The following is a 17,910-nucleotide window of genomic DNA, read 5'->3' on the forward strand; positions in this document are numbered from 1 at the left end:
CTCGGGGTGCCTTTTTTCTTGCGGAAGGGAAGCGTTACGTCGGCAGATAGCTCAGCGCGATGCCGATGAACACCACCAGCCCCACATAGTTGTTCTGCAGGAAGGCCTTGAAGCAGGCCTCGCGCTCGCGGCCGGCGATCTGTTTCTGCTGGTGAATGAACAGCGCGCCCGCCAGCAGCAGTGACCAGTAAAACGCCCCGCCGAGCTGCGCCAGATAACCGACCCACACCAGCAGCAGCAGCGTCGCGAACTGCAGCAGCCCGACGATCAGCTTGTCATAACGGCCGAACAGGATAGCGGTGGATTTGATGCCGATCTTCAGGTCATCGTCGCGGTCGACCATCGCATACAGCGTATCGTAGGCCACCGTCCAGCAGATGTTGGCCAGCAGCAGCAGCCAGCAGCTGAGCGGCAGCGATTCGCTGACCGCCGCATAGCCCATCGGAATGCCCCAGCCGAACGCGGCGCCCAGCACGAACTGCGGCAGGTTGGTCACCCGCTTCATGAACGGGTACGCCCAGGCCAGCGCCAGCGCCGCCAGCGACAGCCAAATGGTCATCGCATTGAGCGTCAACACCAGGCAGAACGAAATCAGCACCAGCACCACGAACAGCACCTTGGCCTCTTTCGCGCTCACCCGGCCGCTCGGCATCGGCCGCCCGGCGGTGCGTTTCACGTAGCCGTCCACCGCGCGATCGGCGTAATCATTCACCACGCAACCGGCGGCGCGCATCAGGAACACGCCGAGCACGAACACCAGCAAAATCGACAGCGGCGGCACGCCTTTCCCGGCCAGCCACAGCGCCCACAGCGTCGGCCACAGCAGCAACAGCGTGCCGATCGGTTTATCAATGCGCATCAAATGGCTGTAAGCCCGCCATTTACTTTGAGTCACGCTTCCCTCCAAGGTCTTGCTCTCCTCTCTTATGCAGGAACCGCTGAATACAGCGGCGAAGCCGGTAAAAACAGTTCGGTCAGCAACAGCGGTTTGCCCGCCAGCCGCAGCCGTGAACGGCGCGCCCACAGCGCGTCCTGCCGGCCGATATGAATATAGTCGCGGGTCAGCTCGCCGCTGCTGAACAGGTAGCGCCCCAGCGGCAGCGTGCCCAGATCCACCAGCGCCTGGTCGGGGCCGGTCAGCGTATTTTCCGGGATCACCGTGCGCCCCAGCAGCCAGGGCTGGTCGTCGCCCAGCAGCACCACTTCGCGCAGCCAGTAGCGCGGGCTGTCGGGCAGGTGCTTCGCCTCGTCGCCCAGCGCCTCGCGCGTGACGAAGCATTCGCGCTGCGGTTCGACGCGCACCTGGGCGCAATGGCGTTCAAATCGGCGGGTCATGGAGCCTAACTCCATCAGCCAGTCGCTGACGGCGGCGGGCGCCGGAGGATCCTGTTCGGACAACCACTCCAGCGGCGGCAGGATGGAATCCCTGATGCCAGACATTGCTTTACTCCTCGCCTGAACCGCAGCCGGTACGGCGCGCCAGACGATACAAACTGTTAACAGGCCCCCATTGTAGCGCAGAAATGCGAAAGCGGCAGGCTGATTCGTGGCGAAAACGGCAGGCCTATCGGCCGGAAAAACCGGGGTTCTGTCATCTTTTTGCCATCCGTATTCTCTATCTTCGTTCCCCGGCACGATGACGATTCTGTGATCGCCTGCAAAGTTTCATCTTTGTCGCGTTGTTTTATCTACGCGCGTAGATACTCTAACACCGCAGCGTTGAATCGCCATGCGTCCGACATCATTTGTCGGCACACCTTTGTTGCCGGCACCAGGGAAACCATCTTTAACCGCGCCCCTCCAGGCGCAGAACAAAAGAGGATAGCACCGTCATGAGCGAAACAACGCTTGCCACTCCACAGACCGCCGACGCCGCGCTGGCGGCCGATGAACGCCTGGCAACCAAAGAGGGGCGCAGCCAATTTTGGCGCGCCACCTTCTCCTGCTGGCTCGGCACCGCCATGGAATACGTCGACTTCGCGCTGTACGGCCTGGCGGCCGGCATGGTGTTCGGCGATGTGTTCTTCCCCGAGGCCACGCCGCTGGTCGCTCTGCTGGCCAGCTTCGCCACCTACTCAGTCGGTTTCGTCGCGCGGCCGATCGGCGCGCTGGTGTTCGGCTGGATCGGCGATCGCAAAGGCCGCCGCGTGGTGCTGATCACCACCGTGGCGCTGATGGGCATTTCCACCACGCTGATCGGCCTGATCCCGTCCTATGCGCAAATCGGCGTCTGGGCGCCCACCTGCCTGGTGATCCTGCGCTTCGCGCAGGGGTTCGGCGCCGGTGCGGAGCTGTCCGGCGGCGCGGTGATGCTGGCGGAATACGCGCCGGCCAAGCGGCGCGGGCTGGTGGCCTCGATCATCGCCATCGGCTCCAACAGCGGCACCCTGCTGGCGTCGCTGGTATGGCTGCTGGTGCTGCAACTCGACAAGGAAGATCTGATGAGCTGGGGCTGGCGCATTCCGTTCCTCGCCAGCATTCTGATCGCCGGGGTGGCGCTGTACCTGCGCCGTCACGTGCGCGAAACGCCGGTGTTCGAGCGCGAGCTGCAACAAAACCACCAGCGCATGCTGGACGCCGCTCAGGCCGCGCCGGACTCACGCAGCTACCTGCAGCGCACCAAAGCGTTCTGGGTGATGCTCGGCCTGCGCATCGGCGAAAACGGCCCCTCCTATCTGTGCCAGGGCTTTATCGTCGGCTACGTCGCCAAGGTGCTGATGGTCGATAAATCGGTGCCGGCGCTGGCTGTGCTGATTGCCTCGCTGTGCGGTTTTCTGGTGATCCCGCTGGCCGGCTGGCTGTCCGATCGCTTCGGCCGCCGCGTCACCTACCGCTGGTTCTGCCTGCTGCTGGTGCTGTATGCCTTCCCGGCGTTCTGGCTGCTCGACAGCCGTGAACCGGCGATCGTCATCTCGGTGATCGTGGTCGGAATGTGCATCGCATCGCTGGGGATCTTCGGCGTGCAGGCGGCCTACGGCGTCGAACTGTTCGGCGTGAAGAACCGCTACTCCAAGATGGCGTTCGCCAAGGAGCTCGGCTCGATCCTCTCCGGCGGCACCGCGCCGCTGATCGCCACCGCGCTGCTCTCCGGCTTCGGTCACTGGTGGCCTGTCGCCGCCTATTTTGTTGTAATGGCGGGCATCGGCTTAATCACCACCTTCTTTGCTCCCGAAACCCGCGGCCGCGATCTCAACCTGCCGCAGGATGCCGCGTAGCGAGAAGGCGAACAGGATCTCAATTTGGATAATCACTCCGCGCGACGCGTTACCCGCGCCGACGTGGCCCGCGTAGCGGGCACCTCCGTCGCCGTGGTCAGCTACGTGATCAACAACGGCCCGCGCCCGGTGGCGGAAGCCACCCGGCTGCGCGTGCTGGCGGCGATCGAGCAGACCGGCTACCGGCCGAACGACATCGCGCGGGCGCTGGCCTCCGGCAGCACGCAAACCTACGGGCTGGTGGTGCCGGATATTTCCAACCCGTTCTTCGCCACCCTGGCGCGGGCGCTGCAGCAGGAAGCCTTCAGCCGCGGCCGCGTGCTGCTGCTGGGCGATGCCGGCGACGATCGTCAGCGCGAGTATGAGCTTATCAACAACCTGCTGCGCCGCCAGGTCGACGGCCTGCTGTACACCAGCGTCGATCGCCACCCGTGGTTCGATCTGATCCGCGCTTCCGGCACCCCCTGCGTGATGATAGACACCATCGACAGCCAGGCCGGCGTCTGCGCCATTCGCGTCGACGAACGCGACGCCGCCTGCCAGGCGACCCGCCATCTGCTGCAGCACGGCTATCGCGACATCGGCATTTTTATCGGCCCACTGACCATGCTCAACGCGCAGGATCGCCTGAACGGCTGGCGCGATGCGCTGCTGGAGGCGGGCATCGCGCCACGCGACGCGTGGATTTTCGAAGCGCCCTACACCCGCCAGGGCGGTTACCAGGCCACCCAGCGTCTGGTGCAAGGCCCGCGACCGCGCGCCGTTTTCACCTCCAACGAGCAGCAAGCGCTCGGCTGCCTGTCGGCGCTGGCGGAGCATGGGCTGCGCGCGCCGGACGATCTGGCGCTGATCTGTTTTAACGGCACGCAACAATCCGAATTCAGCGTGCCGCCGCTCAGCGCGGTCGAGCAGCCGATCGACGCCATGGCCAAGCGGGCCATCGCCATGCTGGCCGCCGGCGCCGCGCCCGCCGAGCTGCATGAATTCGCTTTTCAACTGCGCATCCGCCGTTCGTGCGGCTGTTAGCGGTTTTTCAGGACACCTTATATGCGTTTAATCATTGATTGCGATCCCGGCAACGGCGTTCCCGGCGCCAACGTCGACGACGGCCTGGCGCTGGCCCTGGCGCTGGCGGCCAAACCGCAGCTGCAGCTGGAGTTGATCAGCATCGTGGCCGGCAACACCCCGCGTGAAGTGGGCTTCGCCGTCGCCAGCGATCTGCTGGCACAGAGCGGTTATCAGGTGCCGGTCGCTCTCGGCGCGGCGCGCGCCCTGAGCGAACCGCCGGAGCCGTGGCGCGCACACCTGGACCGCCCGATCGCCGATCCTAAGCTGGCGGCGCTGTGGCGTGACCTGCCCGCGCCCTCGCTGGCCAACGCGCCCGTGCCGGACGCCGCCATCGCCATCGGCGAACTGATCTGCCGGCATCCCGGCGAGATCACGCTGGCGGCGATCGGCCCGCTGACCAACGTTGCGCACGCCATGCAGCTTTACCCGCAGATGGCGCAGGCGGTGAAAGAGATCGTGATCATGGGTGGCGTGTTCAACGTTGAGGGATATATCAAGGACACCAATTTCGGCCTGGATCCGGAAGCGGCGCGGCTGGTGTTGAACAGCGGCGCCGCTATCACGCTGGCGCCGCTGGATGTCACCACTCAGACCATGCTGACCCAGGCGGATCTGGCCGCGTTGACCCAGCCGGATACCCCGCTGTGCCGCTATTTGCGCGCCACGACGCAGCCGTGGATCGACTATTCGCGCCATACGCGGCACCTGCCGGGCTGCTGGATCCATGATGCGCTGGTGATCGCCTGGCTGCTGGCGCCGCAGCTGGTCACCACCGAGATGTTTCATGTGGATGTGGCGCTGGAAGGGGCGTTGACGCGCGGCAGCTCACGCCGCTGGCGGCCGGACAGCCTGCGCCTGACGGTCGGCATGCCGGCGCCGCAGGGCAAGCCGGTGCGCGTCATGCAGCAGGTGGACAACGCCCGTCTGCTGGCGTTGATCGGCGCAACGCTGGCCCGCGGATGAAAAAAGGTGCGCCAAAGCGCACCAATCATCGAGCCAGCATCGGCAGCGCCGGGTGTTACCCCTTGCCTTTAACGCTGCTGATAAACGTTTTACGCGCGGTGGCCGAGCCCAGTTTCTCGGCCTCATTCATCAGCTTCAGCGCCTTATCGATATCGCCCGCCTTCACCGCCTGCTTGATGCCGTTATTGAAGTAGCTTTCGGTATCGTTGAGCATCGGCTCCGCCGGTTTCTCCGGCGCAGGCGCCGCCACGGCGGCAGGGGCGGTCGAGCCCACCACCACCGGCGCCACGGTCGGCGCAGGCTGCAGCATGCCGATCATCACGTTGCCGGTGCCCTGTTCCGCGGTCACCTTAAGCTTCAGCGTGCCGGTCGTCGCGTGGCCGGCGATCGGATCCGGGATATCCGGCACCGCGTTGCCCACGCCCTGCGCGTAGGCCTTGGCCGGGTTGGTCAGCTGCGTGGTTTTCGCCAAGTCCTGGCGGGTGGTGTACACCAGCAGGTAAATCTGTTTTTGACCGAGCGCCGGCGTCAGTTTCAGCGTGCCTTCGAGGCGATCGGAGGACATCGCCCCCGGCGGCTGATACGGGAAATAGCTGCTCGGGTAATACGCCGCCGGGCGCAGATGCTCATCCAGCACCAGCACGCTCGGCGCGTACAGCGAATTGTTTTTGGCGAGGCTGCTCAGCGTCACTTCCAGCGAACCGCGATCGGCCGGCAGCGTATAGGCGGCGATCGCCCCCTGAATTTCGCCCTGATTGAGCTGCGGGCTGACGGCGTCGAGCTTCACCTCTTGCGACACCGGCGGCTGCAGCGGCTGCCACGGCAGGCTTTGCAGCGTGGCGGCGCTGATGGCCGGCGCGACGGAAACGTTGGCCGGCGTGTCGGCGTTGGCCGCCAAAGGCGCGCCGACGGTCAGCGCCAGCGACAGGCAGAGTGACAGCAGATTCTTTTTCATCGTTATATCCTCTTTCAGCGCCGCGGCGGATCAGGCAAGAGATCCGGCCGCGGCGAATGCGGTTGGGGGAGAGCCGATGGCCCTCCCCGCCCTGTCGTCGTTACCACCAAATTTCCATCTGGGCGCCGAAGGTGACTTCGTCATCCTTGCCGCGGCTGAAGGTATGCATGCTGGTGTCGTTGTAAGCGGTGCCGGTGTTATACCCGGTGTCGTCACCGGTGGCGTAGCCCCACTTCTCATCCCACTTGGCGTAGGTGGCGAACAGACGGATGGCCGGACGCGACCAGATGCTGTTGCCCGCCTGCCACTGCTGCGCCAGGGTCACTTTATACTGGCCGTTGCGATCGCCGGTGCGCTGGGATTTGACGTTGTCATAGCCGGCTTCCAGCAGGGTGCTCATGATCGGCGTCCATTTGTACATCGGGCGCACACCCACGGTGTACCAGGTGGTGCCGTTGTTGTTATCGCGGTCGATGTCCTGGAACATGGCGACGTACATCAGCGCCCATTGATCGTTGAAGTCGATGGCGCCGTGATCCAGCACGCGGATCATCTTGCCGTTGTTATCGATGGTGGCGCCTTCGTTGCGGCCGTTGTTCTGCGAGGTCATCGAGTCGGTGGCGTACTGCAGCACGAATTTGTTGTAGCCGTTCAGGATGCTCTGCGTGTGTTCCGCGGTGAACATCCAGCCGTCTTTGCTGGCGCCGTCGGCCAGGCGATAGTTATCCTGCGCATTGGCGCGGCCGTAGTCCACGCCCAGCTCCAGGGTGCCGCCCGGGTTCAGCTCCAGGCCGGCCAGACGCAGGTCGAAGGTGTCGTTGACGGTTGGGCGCTGTTTCCATTCGTTATCCAGGTAGCCGTAAGAGCCGCCGGATTCGGAGTTGCGGGTCACGGCGGCGGACAGCTTGCCGAAGCCCAGATCGATGTTTTCCAGACCGGCGCCCGGGCCGGAGATATCCCAGTAGTAGAAGTCGATCATGTGAACGTCATGACGCTGATAGAAGCGCTTACCGGCCCACAGCGTGGAGCCCGGCAACCAGTCGATCAGGTTTTTACCCTGCACGTTGACTTCGCGGAAGCCCGGGGTCACGTCTTCCCAGTCGGAACGTTGCGAGACCGAATAGGCCAGGTTGGTGTCGAAATAGAAGCTCTTGTCGCCTTCTTTCCACACTTCCTGCCCCAGTTTCAGTTCGGCGTAGGTTTCGCATTCGTTGCCGAGACGGTATTTGCTCGCGGCACCGGTGGCCTTGAAGCACTGTTGCTCACCGCCGCTGCCGGTCCAGCCGATGCCGGAACGGGCGTAACCGTGAAAATCCACGGCCAGCGCCTGGGTAGAGAGAACACCGGCGGCGACAGCCAGTGCCAGAGGAAGTTTGCGCAGAGTAGTCATCATTATTCTCCTGTTATACCGACTTTGATGCTTTAAACGCCCGGCTCCTGGTGCAGCCGTTTACATGCCGTACCGTCTTCACGGAACAGGTGGCAACGATGAGGCGGCAGGCCGATGGCGAATGTGGCACCTTCTTCTACCAGCACCACGTCATTCTGGCGGTACACCAGGTTTTGACGGATGGCCGGGATTTGGATGTGGATTTGCGTCTCGTTGCCGAGCTGCTCCACCACCTGTACGTCGCCGGTAAGCCGCACTTCTGAGGCTTCGCCGGGCAGCAGATGTTCAGGGCGAATGCCCAGTGACAGGTTGGCGCCGGGCTGAACGCCCTCGCCTTCCACCGGCAGCCAGACCAGCTGGCGGTTGGGCAGTTCGACCTGCACCTGTTGCGGCTGCGCCGCGGTCACCTTGACCGGCAGGAAGTTCATCTTCGGCGAGCCGATAAACCCGGCGACGAAGCGGTTGGCCGGGTAGTGATACAGCTCCAGCGGCTTGCCGACCTGCGCCACGCGACCGGCGTCGAGCACCACGATCTTGTCGGCCAGCGTCATCGCTTCGACCTGATCGTGGGTGACGTAAATCATGGTGCGCTGCAGGCGCTTGTGCAGACGGGAAATCTCGATGCGCATCTGCACCCGCAGCGCGGCGTCGAGGTTGGACAGCGGTTCGTCGAGCAGGAACACGTCCGGCTCGGCCACCAGCGTGCGGCCGATCGCCACGCGCTGACGCTGCCCGCCGGACAGCGCCTTCGGCCGCCGATCGAGCAAGTGCGCCAGCTGCAGCACCTCGGAAACCTGATTCACCCGTTGATTGATTTCCGCTTTCCTGGCGCCGGCCAGCTTCAGGCCGAACGACATGTTGTCCGCCACCGACAGGTGCGGATACAGCGCGTAGGACTGGAACACCATGCCGATGCCGCGCTCGGAAGGCGGCACCTCATTCATGCGTTTCTCGCCGATCAGCAGGTCGCCGGAGGTGATGTCCTCCAGCCCGGCGATCATGCGCAGCAGCGTCGATTTACCGCAGCCCGACGGCCCGACAAACACCACAAACTCGCCGTCTTCGATGGTCAGATTGACGTCTTTGGAAATCACGGCCTCACCGAAGGCCTTATAAACGCTGCGCAGTGTCACGCTAGCCATGCGTTACTCCCCTGCTTTCGCAGTTAACATGTCGTGTGAAAATGGCGGAGGCAAAGCCCGCCAAAACCCATTGATGACCCTCTTGCTGCGCGCCGTGCTGCCATGCCAACGGCAAGGTCGCCTCAGACGGCGCGGCCGCCTGAGTATAAGGCTGCAGGTTTATCAGCGCTTCAAGGCATTGATCCTGATGGGTAATAAGTAAGCGCACCACGCCGTCCCGCTGGCTGATCGCGTTCAATTCGCCGCGCTGGATGAGCGGCGAACGGCGCAGGGCCAACAGCGCCTGGCAGTAACGTAAGGTGGAGTGGCTGTCGTGCTGTTGGCGGCTGATGGCCAATGCGCGGTGTTCGATCGCCACCTGTTGATACCAGCTGATTTCGCCGGCGGTGACCTGTTCGGGGGCTTCATGCCACGGCATCGGCGTTTGCGCGCCGCGCGGATCCTGCAGCCCGGCGGCATGCGGCAGCCCCAGCTCCTCGCCCTGGTACAGGCAGATCGGCGCCGGCAACATCGCCAACAGCGTCAAAAAGGCGGCGGCGGAACGCAGGTCGCCCTGCCCCCAGCGGCTGACCACTCTTGGCTGATCGGCGTCGCCGGTGCTCCACAGGCTGTCCGCCAACGTGGCGCGGCGGGCGTGTAGCACCGCCACCAGCTTCTCCGCGCTGAACGGCATCACGTCCAGCGCCAGCGCGCCGTGGACGAACCGCTGTGGCGCAACGGCATTGCGAACGCGGTTGGCTTCATCGCCATACCACAGCGTCAGCCCTTCGGCCGTCACCGTCGCCTCGGCCTCCGGCGCCAGCGTCTGCGGCAGCAACAGGCCGTCGATCGACAGCGCTTTCAGGTACGGCAGCGCCGCCAGCATGCCGTGCGCGTCGCCCACGCCGTCCCCGTTTCCGTCACGGAAACTGGCCGGATGGATCCGGTACAGGGTGGGCTGAGTGGCGATAGGCATTGACGACATAAATCCGGTATCCCTGCTGCGCGTGGCGTTAAAAATCAATGGGCCGATAGTGCGGGAGTCGCCGGAAAGGGTAATCATCCGTAACAGGATTTTTCATGGGGGAGGAGGCGGGAGGATGAGAGAACGACCGCGGCGATGAGAAGTTCCGCGCTTAAGGCAAATCTGTGATCCGTCTGGCAAAAATCGCCCCCCTATTTTGTGCCTGACGCCACAGAATAGAGCGCAACGTTAACTGGATCACACTCCTCATCTCAGGGGCGTAGAGGGGGGGAGGATGAGAATATGTCGCGTTGTGACCCACTATTACCGCGAAACGTCACTCCTTGATTTATGTGCCCACAAAAAGAAGGACTGGATTATGACTCGCAGCATTACCCTCGCCCGCACGCTGGCGCTCTCGGCACTGGCCACCCTGGTGCTCTCTTCTTCCGCCTTCGCCAAGATCGAGGAAGGCAAACTGGTTATCTGGATCAACGGCGACAAGGGCTATAACGGCCTGGCCGAAGTCGGCAAGAAATTCGAAAAAGACACCGGCATCAAGGTCACCGTCGAACACCCGGACAAGCTGGAAGAAAAATACCCGCAGGTGGCCGCCACCGGCGACGGCCCTGACATCATTTTCTGGGCCCACGACCGCTTCGGCGGCTATGCGCAGTCCGGCCTGCTGGCCGAAATCCACCCGTCCAAAGCCTTCCAGGACAAGCTGTTCCCGTTCACCTGGGACGCCGTGCGTTATGACGGCAAGCTGATCGGCTACCCGATCGCCGTCGAGGCGCTGTCGCTGATTTACAACAAAGACCTGGTCAAACAGCCGCCGAAGACCTGGGAAGAGATCCCGGCGCTGGACAAGCAGCTGCGCGCCAACGGCAAGAGCGCCATCATGTGGAACCTGCAGGAACCCTACTTCACCTGGCCTATCATCGCCGCCGACGGCGGTTATGCCTTCAAGTATGAAAACGGCAAATACAACATCAAGGATGTCGGCGTCGCCAACGCCGGTTCGCAGGCCGGCCTGCAGTTCATCGTCGATCTGGTGAAAAACAAGCACATCAACGCCGATACCGATTACTCGATCGCCGAAGCCGCGTTCAACAAAGGCCAGACCGCGATGACCATCAACGGGCCGTGGGCCTGGAACAACATCGAGCAGAGCAAAATCAACTACGGCGTGACGCTGCTGCCGACCTTCAAAGGCAAACCGTCCAAGCCGTTCGTCGGCGTGCTGACCGCCGGCATCAACGCCGCCAGCCCGAATAAAGAGCTGGCGACCGAGTTCCTCGAGAACTACCTGCTGACCAACGAAGGGCTGGCGGACGTCAACAAAGACAAGCCGCTGGGCGCGGTGGCACTGAAGTCCTACCAGGAAACGCTGGCCAAAGATCCGAAGATCGCCGCCACCATGCAGAACTCGCAAAACGGGGAAATCATGCCGAACATCCCGCAGATGAGCGCCTTCTGGTACGCCGAACGCAGCGCGGTGATCAACGCCGTCAGCGGCCGTCAGACGGTGAAAGCCGCGCTGGACGACGTGCAGACCCGCATCACCAAGTAACGACGTCGTGCGGGGTGCCACGGTGCCCCGCCGTTGCTTCACAGAAAGGAACGCCCTATGCAATTCGCTCACGCCGGGACGCCTGCGCGTAAAAAATCGAAGTGGTGGCAAAGCGACGCGCTGAAATGGCTGGTAGTCAGCCTGTTCAGCCTGGTGACCTGCTACCTGATTGTGTTGATGTATGCACAGGGTGAATACCTGTTCGCTATCCTGACGCTGATCCTGGTCAGCGCCGGGCTTTACGTCTTCGCCAACCGCCGCGCCTACGCCTGGCGCTATGTGTATCCCGGCGTCGCCGGCATGGGGCTGTTCGTCCTGTTCCCGCTGATTTGCACCATCGCCATCGCCTTCACCAACTACAGCAGCACCAACCAGCTGACCTTCGAGCGCGCGCAATCGGTGCTGATGCAGCGCCAGTTCCAGAGCGGCAAAACCTTTACCTTCGGCCTCTACCCGGCGGAAAACCAGCAGTGGCGCCTGCAGCTGACGCCGCCGGACGGCGAAGCACCGCTGATCTCCGAGCCTTTCCGCCTCGACGCCGCCGCGCCGCAAACTCTGAAACTGACGGCGCAGAGCGCCGCGCCGCAGGGCGAGCACGCCACGCTGCGGGTGATCACCCAAAACCGGCAGGCGCTGAGCCAGCTGGTGGCGCAGCTGCCCGACGGCGGTGAATTGCGCATGAGCTCCCTGCGCCAGTTCTCCGGCACCCGCCCGCTGTATGCGCTGGACCAAGACGGCAGCACGCTGACCAATAACCAGACCCAGGTGCGCTACCGGCCGAACGGCGACACCGGCTTCTATCAGGCGATCAACGCCGACGGCGGCTGGGCGCAGGAAACCCTGAGCCCGGGCTATACCGTCACCACCGGCTGGAAAAACTTCCTGCGGGTGCTGCAGGACGAGGGCATCAAAAAGCCGTTCGTGTCGATCTTCATCTGGACCATCGTGTTCTCGGTGATGACGGTGATCCTCACCGTGGCGGTCGGCATGGTGTTGGCCTGCGTGGTGCAGTGGGAGGCGCTGAAAGGCAAGGCGATCTACCGCGTGCTGCTGATCCTGCCCTATGCGGTGCCATCATTCATTTCGATCCTGATCTTCAAAGGTTTGTTCAACCAGAGCTTCGGCGAGATCAACATGATGCTCAGCCATCTGTTCGGCATCAAACCGGCCTGGTTCAGCGATCCGCTCACCGCCAAGAGCATGATCCTGATCGTCAACACCTGGCTCGGCTACCCGTACATGATGATCCTGTGTATGGGGCTGCTGAAGGCGATCCCGGACGATCTGTACGAGGCCTCGGCGATGGACGGCGCCAACCCGTGGCAAAACTTCTTCCGCATCACCTTACCGCTGCTGATCAAGCCGCTGACGCCGCTGATGATCGCCAGCTTCGCCTTCAACTTTAACAACTTCGTGCTGATCCAGCTGCTGACCAACGGCGGCCCGGACATGATCGGCACCACGACGCCGGCCGGCTATACCGATCTGCTGGTCAGCTACACCTACCGCATCGCCTTCGAAGGCGGCGGCGGGCAAGACTTCGGGCTGGCGGCCGCCATCGCCACGCTGATCTTCCTGTTGGTGGGCGCGCTGGCGATCCTGAATTTGAAAGCCAGCAAGATGAACTTCGATTAGGGAGAATGACGATGGCCATGGTTCAACCCAAATCCCAGCGCCTGCGCCTGTGGATCACCCATATTTTGATGCTGTGCTTTATCGCCCTGATCATGTTCCCGCTGCTGATGGTGGTCGCCATCTCGCTGCGCTCCGGCAACTTCGCCACCGGCAGCCTGATACCGGAAACCCTCTCCTGGGATCACTGGCGGCTGGCGCTCGGCTTCAGCGTCACCCACGCCGACGGCAGCGTGACGCCGCCGCCGTTCCCGGTGCTGCTGTGGCTATGGAACTCAGTCAAGATCGCGGCGATCACCGCCATCGGCATCGTGACGCTGTCTACCACCTGCGCCTACGCCTTCGCCCGCATGCGCTTTCGCGGCAAGAGCACGTTGCTGAAAAGCATGCTGATCTTCCAGATGTTCCCGGCGGTGCTGTCGCTGGTGGCGCTGTACGCCCTGTTCGATCGCCTGGGCCAGTACATTCCGTTTATCGGCCTGAATACCCACGGCGGCGTGATCTTCGCCTACATGGGCGGCATCGCGCTGCACGTCTGGACCATCAAGGGCTATTTCGAAACCATCGACAACTCGCTGGAAGAGGCGGCGGCGCTGGACGGCGCCACGCCGTGGCAGGCGTTCCGTCTGGTGTTGCTGCCGCTGTCGGTGCCGATTCTGGCGGTGGTGTTCATTCTGTCGTTTATCGCCGCCATCACCGAAGTGCCGGTGGCGTCGCTGCTGCTGCGCGATGTGAACAGCTACACGTTGGCGGTGGGGATGCAGCAATATCTCAACCCGCAGAACTACCTGTGGGGCGACTTCGCCGCCGCCGCGGTGCTGTCGGCGATACCGATCACCGCCGTGTTCCTGCTGGCGCAGCGCTGGCTGGTGGGCGGCCTGACCGCCGGCGGCGTGAAGGGGTAATTTGTGCCACTGCAGTGCGTTTGATGTCTTTCCTTATCTTTTACCCTATGGATTTCAAGTTACAGCGAGTGCAGTCAACAACGCTGTAGCTTGAAAGACGACGGGTAATGATATCCTGTGTCTTCGGCGGCCTTGGGTCGCCATTTTTATCGCTACTCTCGTTTCAGCCGGTCGGTATTGGCCAGATAAAGCGTCACCACCAGCACCAATATCGCCGCGGCGTAGATCAGAGTATCGATAGGGTTTTTGTGATCCACGATAATCAAACGAATAATCGCGGTAATGCCAATGTAAATAAAATAGCGCAGCGGGAAATGATAACCCGACTCAAAATACTTGACGATCAAGGCGATAAATTCAAAGTACAGGAAATAAATCACAATGCCTTCAATCAACAGGTAAGAGGAGGACTCTTCGCTGTTGATAAATAACACCTTCGCCAGGTGGAGGGTTTCCTTGACCAGAAACACCACCAGAATGGCCGCCAGCAGCAGCAAGCCCACGTTCAGCACCCGCTGCAGCCCCTTCGCTATCATTATCGAACGCGACGTTTTTGCCATAAAACCTCTCTCTGAATACCGCGTATATGATTCAACCGTGCCAATATAGGCATTGTCCTAAAAATTCCGCCCCTCGCGAAAGCACTTTAAACCCCATTTAATTCATCACGTTATAATAAGATGTTTCTGACTTATAGATTTGTAGCAAATCGAAATGTCAACTATCATGGGTCACAGAGATCTTTACATAAAACCAATAACCTCGAATTAACAAGGGAATTCTTTATGCGCGCTAAACTTAACGGACTGGTCGCTGCGGGCCTGTTTACCTGTGCATTGTCCGGCCACGCCGCCGGCCTGGTAGCCCCTGACAACGATCTGCGTAACGATCTCGCCTGGCTGTCTGACCGCGGCGTCATCAACGTCAGCCTGTCCACCTGGCCGCTGAGCCAGGAAGAGATCAGCTCCGTTATCGCGCAGGCCAAGCCGGTGACCAACACCGAGAAAAACGTTATAGACCGCGTACAACGCCGCGTCGATGCCCTGAAAGCCAACATTCGCGTCAGCGGTTACGCCTCGACCGATAAACCCGGCACCCCGCAGGGCTTCGGCCAAAACGAATACGCCGACGATCGCCTGACCATCGGCGCCGGCGCCAACGGCGAGTTCTGGGACGTGCGTCTGCAGGGCTCGGTGGAAGGCGATCAGCGCGTCAGCGACGGCTCCAAATTCAACATGAACGGCTCCTACGGCGCGGTGAAAATCTGGAACCAATGGCTCTCCTTCGGCGAGGTTTCCCAGTGGTGGGGCCCGGGCTACGACGGCAGCCTGATCCGCTCCGACGCCGCGCGCCCGGTGGCCGGCTTTATGCTGCAGCGCGCCGACCAATCGCCGTTTGAAACCCCGTGGCTGTCGTGGATTGGCCGCTGGCAATACCAGTTGTCCGCCGGCCAACTGTCGCAGTACGCTGCCGTGCCGGACACCAAGCTGATCGGTGGCCGCCTGACCATGATGCCGACCGACTTCCTGGAGTTGGGCGCTTCGCGCGTCATGATGTGGGGTGGTGATGGCCGTCCGCACTCCTGGAGTTCCTTCTGGGATGGCGTCACCGGCAACGACAATACCGGCGATCCGAAAAACGATCCGGGCAACCAGTTGGGCGGTTTTGACTTCAAACTCAAGCTGCAGCCGCTCATCGGCATGCCGGTCAGCCTGTATGGCCAGATCACCGGTGAAGATGAAGCAGGCATGTTGCCTTCGCATAACGCCTACATGCTGGGGCTTGAAGGCCATCCGGAATGGGGCCCGACCACGATCAACTGGCATATCGAAGGTACTGATACCCGCTCTAACGGCAACGCCAACAACGTGATGTACAACCACTACATCTATCGGGGCGGTTACTACCAGCAAGGTTATCCGCTGGGCCATGCGATGGGCGGCGACGGTCAGATGCTGTCCGGCCGCGTGGAAATGGTGCTGGACGACGGCCAGCGTTGGAGCACCCGCCTGGTGTACGCCAAGGTGAATCCGAACAACCAAACCATCAACCGGGCGTTCCCGCGTTCCGATACGCTGAAAGGCATTCAGCTCGGCTGGGGTTACAGCTTCGATTCTCAGGTTAAATTCGATACCAGCCTGTGGTACACCAACAGCGATCACAGCACCGCCGACGACGTGGGTGCCGGCGTCAGCTTCGAAGTGCCGATCAACCTGTAATTTTTTGCAGACGTAAAAAAACCCGCCGCGGCGGGTTTTTTATTGGCTTCAGCTCAGGCGCTTAGCGCCATTCCTTGAAGCGGTTGATCAGCGCATTGGTCGAGCTGTCGTGGCTGCTGATTTTCTCGCTGCCCGCCAGCTCCGGCAGGATGCGGTTAGCCAGCTGTTTGCCCAGCTCCACGCCCCACTGATCGAAGGTAAAGATGTTCAGGATCGCGCCCTGGGTGAAGATCTTGTGCTCGTACAGCGCGATCAGGCTGCCCAGGCTGAACGGGGTGATTTCGCGCAGCAGGATCGAGTTGGTCGGGCGGTTGCCTTCAAACACTTTGAACGGCGCCACGTGCTTGACCTGCTCAGGGGTTTTACCCTGCGCCGCGAACTCGGCCTCCACCACGTCCAGCGACTTGCCGAACGCCAGCGCTTCGGTCTGAGCGAAGAAGTTGGACAGCAGTTTGGCGTGATGATCGCCCAGCGGATTATGGCTGATGGCCGGCGCGATGAAGTCGCAAGGCACCAGCTTGGTGCCCTGGTGGATCAGCTGGTAGAACGCATGCTGGCCGTTGGTGCCCGGCTCGCCCCAAATGATAGGGCCGGTCTGATAATCCACCGGATTGCCGTTGCGATCGACGTACTTGCCGTTGGATTCCATGTTGCCCTGCTGGAAGTAAGCGGCAAAACGGTGCATGTACTGATCGTACGGCAGAATGGCTTCGGTTTCGGCGCCGAAGAAGTTGTTGTACCAGATACCGATCAGCGCCAGCAGCACCGGCAGGTTCTTCTCCGCCGGCGTTTCAGCGAAGTGCTTGTCCATGGCGTGCGCGCCGCTCAGCAGCTGCTCGAAGTTGTCATAACCGATGGACAGCGCGATCGACAGGCCGATCGCCGACCACAGGGAGTAACGGCCCCCTACCCAGTCCCAGAACTCGAACATGTTGTCGGTATCGATGCCGAACTCGGCCACCGCTTTGCCGTTGGTGGACAGCGCGGCGAAGTGCTTGGCCACGTGTTGTTGATCGGCGGCGCTGCTCAGGAACCAGTCGCGCGCGCTGTGGGCGTTGGTCATGGTTTCCTGAGTGGTGAAGGTTTTGGAGGCCACCAGGAACAGCGTGGTTTCCGGGTTCAGCGGCTGCAGCGTTTCGGCGATATGGGTGCCGTCGACGTTGGAGACGAAGTGCATGTTCAGGTGGTTTTTATACGGGCGCAGCGCTTCGGTCACCATGTAAGGGCCGAGATCCGAACCGCCGATGCCGATGTTCACCACGTCGGTGATCGGTTTGCCGGTGTAGCCTTTCCACTCGCCGCCGATGACGCGCGCGCAGAACTGTTTGATCTTGGCCAATACCGCATTCACTTCCGGCATCACGTCTTTGCCGTCGACCAGGATCGGGCTGTTGCTGCGGTTGCGCAGGGCAATGTGCAGCACCGCGCGATCTTCGGTGCGGTTGATTTTCTCACCGGCGAACATCGATTTGATGGCGCCTTGCAGATCGGTTTCTTTCGCCAGCGCCTGCAGCTTCTCCAGGGTTTCCTGCGTGATACGGTTCTTGGAATAGTCCACCAACATTTGGTCGTTGAAGGTCGCGGAGAACCTGGAGAAACGATCGCTGTCCTGGGCGAACAGGTCGGCGATCCGTACGTCTTTCATCTGTGCATAATGTTGCTGCAGGGCTTGCCAAGCAGCGGTTTGACTAGGATTGATATTTTTCATAGCAACACTCTTAGGCTTGAGAATAAAAATGACGCGTTGTCCGATTGTAGCCTGTTCGACTGTGATTATGATCTCTTTTCTTGCGATAGGCGCTAACTGTCAACGCAGTGCCGCCTCGTTTCAGCTTTCACTCTATACTTTTGGCTAACGGCCTGTTATCGGGGTTGCCGAATTGTCATCAGGCTGTGTCATTGTTG

The 17,910-nt window shown here is 61.7% G+C and carries 15 protein-coding genes; 7 read left to right on the forward strand and 8 right to left on the reverse strand.

Annotated features, from left to right (window positions below; translation table 11 throughout):
* Nucleotides 1-34: 34 nt before the first annotated feature.
* Both ubiA and ubiC read right to left on the reverse strand, forming a co-directional pair.
* A complete protein-coding gene (gene ubiA, locus ACJ8IN_RS22740) occupies nt 35-907 on the reverse strand; it encodes a 4-hydroxybenzoate octaprenyltransferase (RefSeq protein ID WP_033636207.1) in 873 nt (290 codons plus the stop codon).
* Nucleotides 908-924: 17 nt separating this feature from the next.
* On the reverse strand, nt 925-1,440 hold the full coding sequence (gene ubiC, locus ACJ8IN_RS22745; protein WP_033636208.1) for a chorismate lyase: 516 nt from the start codon (nt 1,438-1,440) through the stop codon (nt 925-927).
* A 392-nt stretch (nt 1,441-1,832) separates the two neighbouring features.
* On the opposite strand from ubiC, the gene ACJ8IN_RS22750 reads away from it, so the two are divergent.
* From ACJ8IN_RS22750 to ACJ8IN_RS22760, 3 genes are read left to right on the forward strand one after another with little or no spacing between them, the layout of a single operon-like run.
* A complete protein-coding gene (locus ACJ8IN_RS22750; RefSeq protein ID WP_033654718.1) occupies nt 1,833-3,215 on the forward strand; it encodes an MFS transporter in 1,383 nt (460 codons plus the stop codon).
* A gap of 24 nt (nt 3,216-3,239) precedes the next feature.
* Entirely contained in the window at nt 3,240-4,241 is a 1,002-nt protein-coding gene (locus tag ACJ8IN_RS22755) for a LacI family DNA-binding transcriptional regulator (protein ID WP_033649706.1), read from the forward strand.
* A gap of 21 nt (nt 4,242-4,262) precedes the next feature.
* On the forward strand, nt 4,263-5,246 hold the full coding sequence (locus ACJ8IN_RS22760; protein ID WP_060425037.1) for a nucleoside hydrolase: 984 nt from the start codon (nt 4,263-4,265) through the stop codon (nt 5,244-5,246).
* A 55-nt stretch (nt 5,247-5,301) separates the two neighbouring features.
* On the opposite strand, the gene malM is transcribed toward ACJ8IN_RS22760, so the two are convergent.
* The 4 genes from malM to ACJ8IN_RS22780 all read right to left on the reverse strand — a co-directional run bounded on the left by malM (nt 5,302) and on the right by ACJ8IN_RS22780 (nt 9,697).
* Entirely contained in the window at nt 5,302-6,201 is a 900-nt protein-coding gene (gene malM, locus ACJ8IN_RS22765) for a maltose operon protein MalM (protein ID WP_308326076.1), read from the reverse strand.
* Nucleotides 6,202-6,301: 100 nt separating this feature from the next.
* Entirely contained in the window at nt 6,302-7,591 is a 1,290-nt protein-coding gene (locus ACJ8IN_RS22770; RefSeq protein ID WP_033649704.1) for a maltoporin, read from the reverse strand.
* Between the two features lie 32 nt (nt 7,592-7,623).
* Nucleotides 7,624-8,733, reverse strand: coding sequence for a maltose/maltodextrin ABC transporter ATP-binding protein MalK (gene malK, locus ACJ8IN_RS22775; protein ID WP_033636214.1), 1,110 nt, complete (start codon nt 8,731-8,733; stop codon nt 7,624-7,626).
* Nucleotides 8,726-9,697: an alpha-amylase family glycosyl hydrolase gene (locus ACJ8IN_RS22780; protein ID WP_033638605.1), complete on the reverse strand. Its 972-nt coding sequence runs from the start codon at nt 9,695-9,697 to the stop codon at nt 8,726-8,728. The genes malK and ACJ8IN_RS22780 overlap by 8 nt, the downstream gene beginning before the upstream one ends.
* Nucleotides 9,698-10,055: 358 nt before the next feature.
* On the opposite strand from ACJ8IN_RS22780, the gene malE reads away from it, so the two are divergent.
* From malE to malG, 3 genes are read left to right on the forward strand one after another with little or no spacing between them, the layout of a single operon-like run.
* Nucleotides 10,056-11,249, forward strand: a complete 1,194-nt coding sequence (gene malE / locus ACJ8IN_RS22785; RefSeq protein WP_033636215.1) for a maltose/maltodextrin ABC transporter substrate-binding protein MalE — start codon at nt 10,056-10,058, stop codon at nt 11,247-11,249.
* A gap of 57 nt (nt 11,250-11,306) precedes the next feature.
* Nucleotides 11,307-12,884 (forward strand): maltose ABC transporter permease MalF, encoded by a 1,578-nt coding sequence (gene malF / locus ACJ8IN_RS22790; protein WP_101427454.1) that lies wholly within the window; start codon nt 11,307-11,309, stop codon nt 12,882-12,884.
* Nucleotides 12,885-12,895: 11 nt separating this feature from the next.
* Nucleotides 12,896-13,786, forward strand: coding sequence for a maltose ABC transporter permease MalG (gene malG / locus ACJ8IN_RS22795; protein ID WP_021505147.1), 891 nt, complete (start codon nt 12,896-12,898; stop codon nt 13,784-13,786).
* A gap of 152 nt (nt 13,787-13,938) precedes the next feature.
* Here malG and psiE read toward each other — a convergent pair whose 3' ends face one another.
* On the reverse strand, nt 13,939-14,346 hold the full coding sequence (gene psiE / locus ACJ8IN_RS22800) for a phosphate-starvation-inducible protein PsiE (protein WP_033636217.1): 408 nt from the start codon (nt 14,344-14,346) through the stop codon (nt 13,939-13,941).
* A gap of 225 nt (nt 14,347-14,571) precedes the next feature.
* Here psiE and ACJ8IN_RS22805 point away from each other — a divergent pair, with 225 nt between their 5' ends.
* Nucleotides 14,572-16,005, forward strand: coding sequence for a capsule assembly Wzi family protein (locus ACJ8IN_RS22805; protein ID WP_033636218.1), 1,434 nt, complete (start codon nt 14,572-14,574; stop codon nt 16,003-16,005).
* A 61-nt stretch (nt 16,006-16,066) separates the two neighbouring features.
* Here ACJ8IN_RS22805 and pgi read toward each other — a convergent pair whose 3' ends face one another.
* Entirely contained in the window at nt 16,067-17,713 is a 1,647-nt protein-coding gene (gene pgi / locus ACJ8IN_RS22810; RefSeq protein ID WP_033636219.1) for a glucose-6-phosphate isomerase, read from the reverse strand.
* Between the last annotated feature and the right edge of the window lie 197 nt (nt 17,714-17,910).

The sequence above is a fragment of the Serratia sp. CY31944 genome, assembly GCF_052169175.1.
Lineage (GTDB): Bacteria > Pseudomonadota > Gammaproteobacteria > Enterobacterales > Enterobacteriaceae > Serratia > Serratia sarumanii.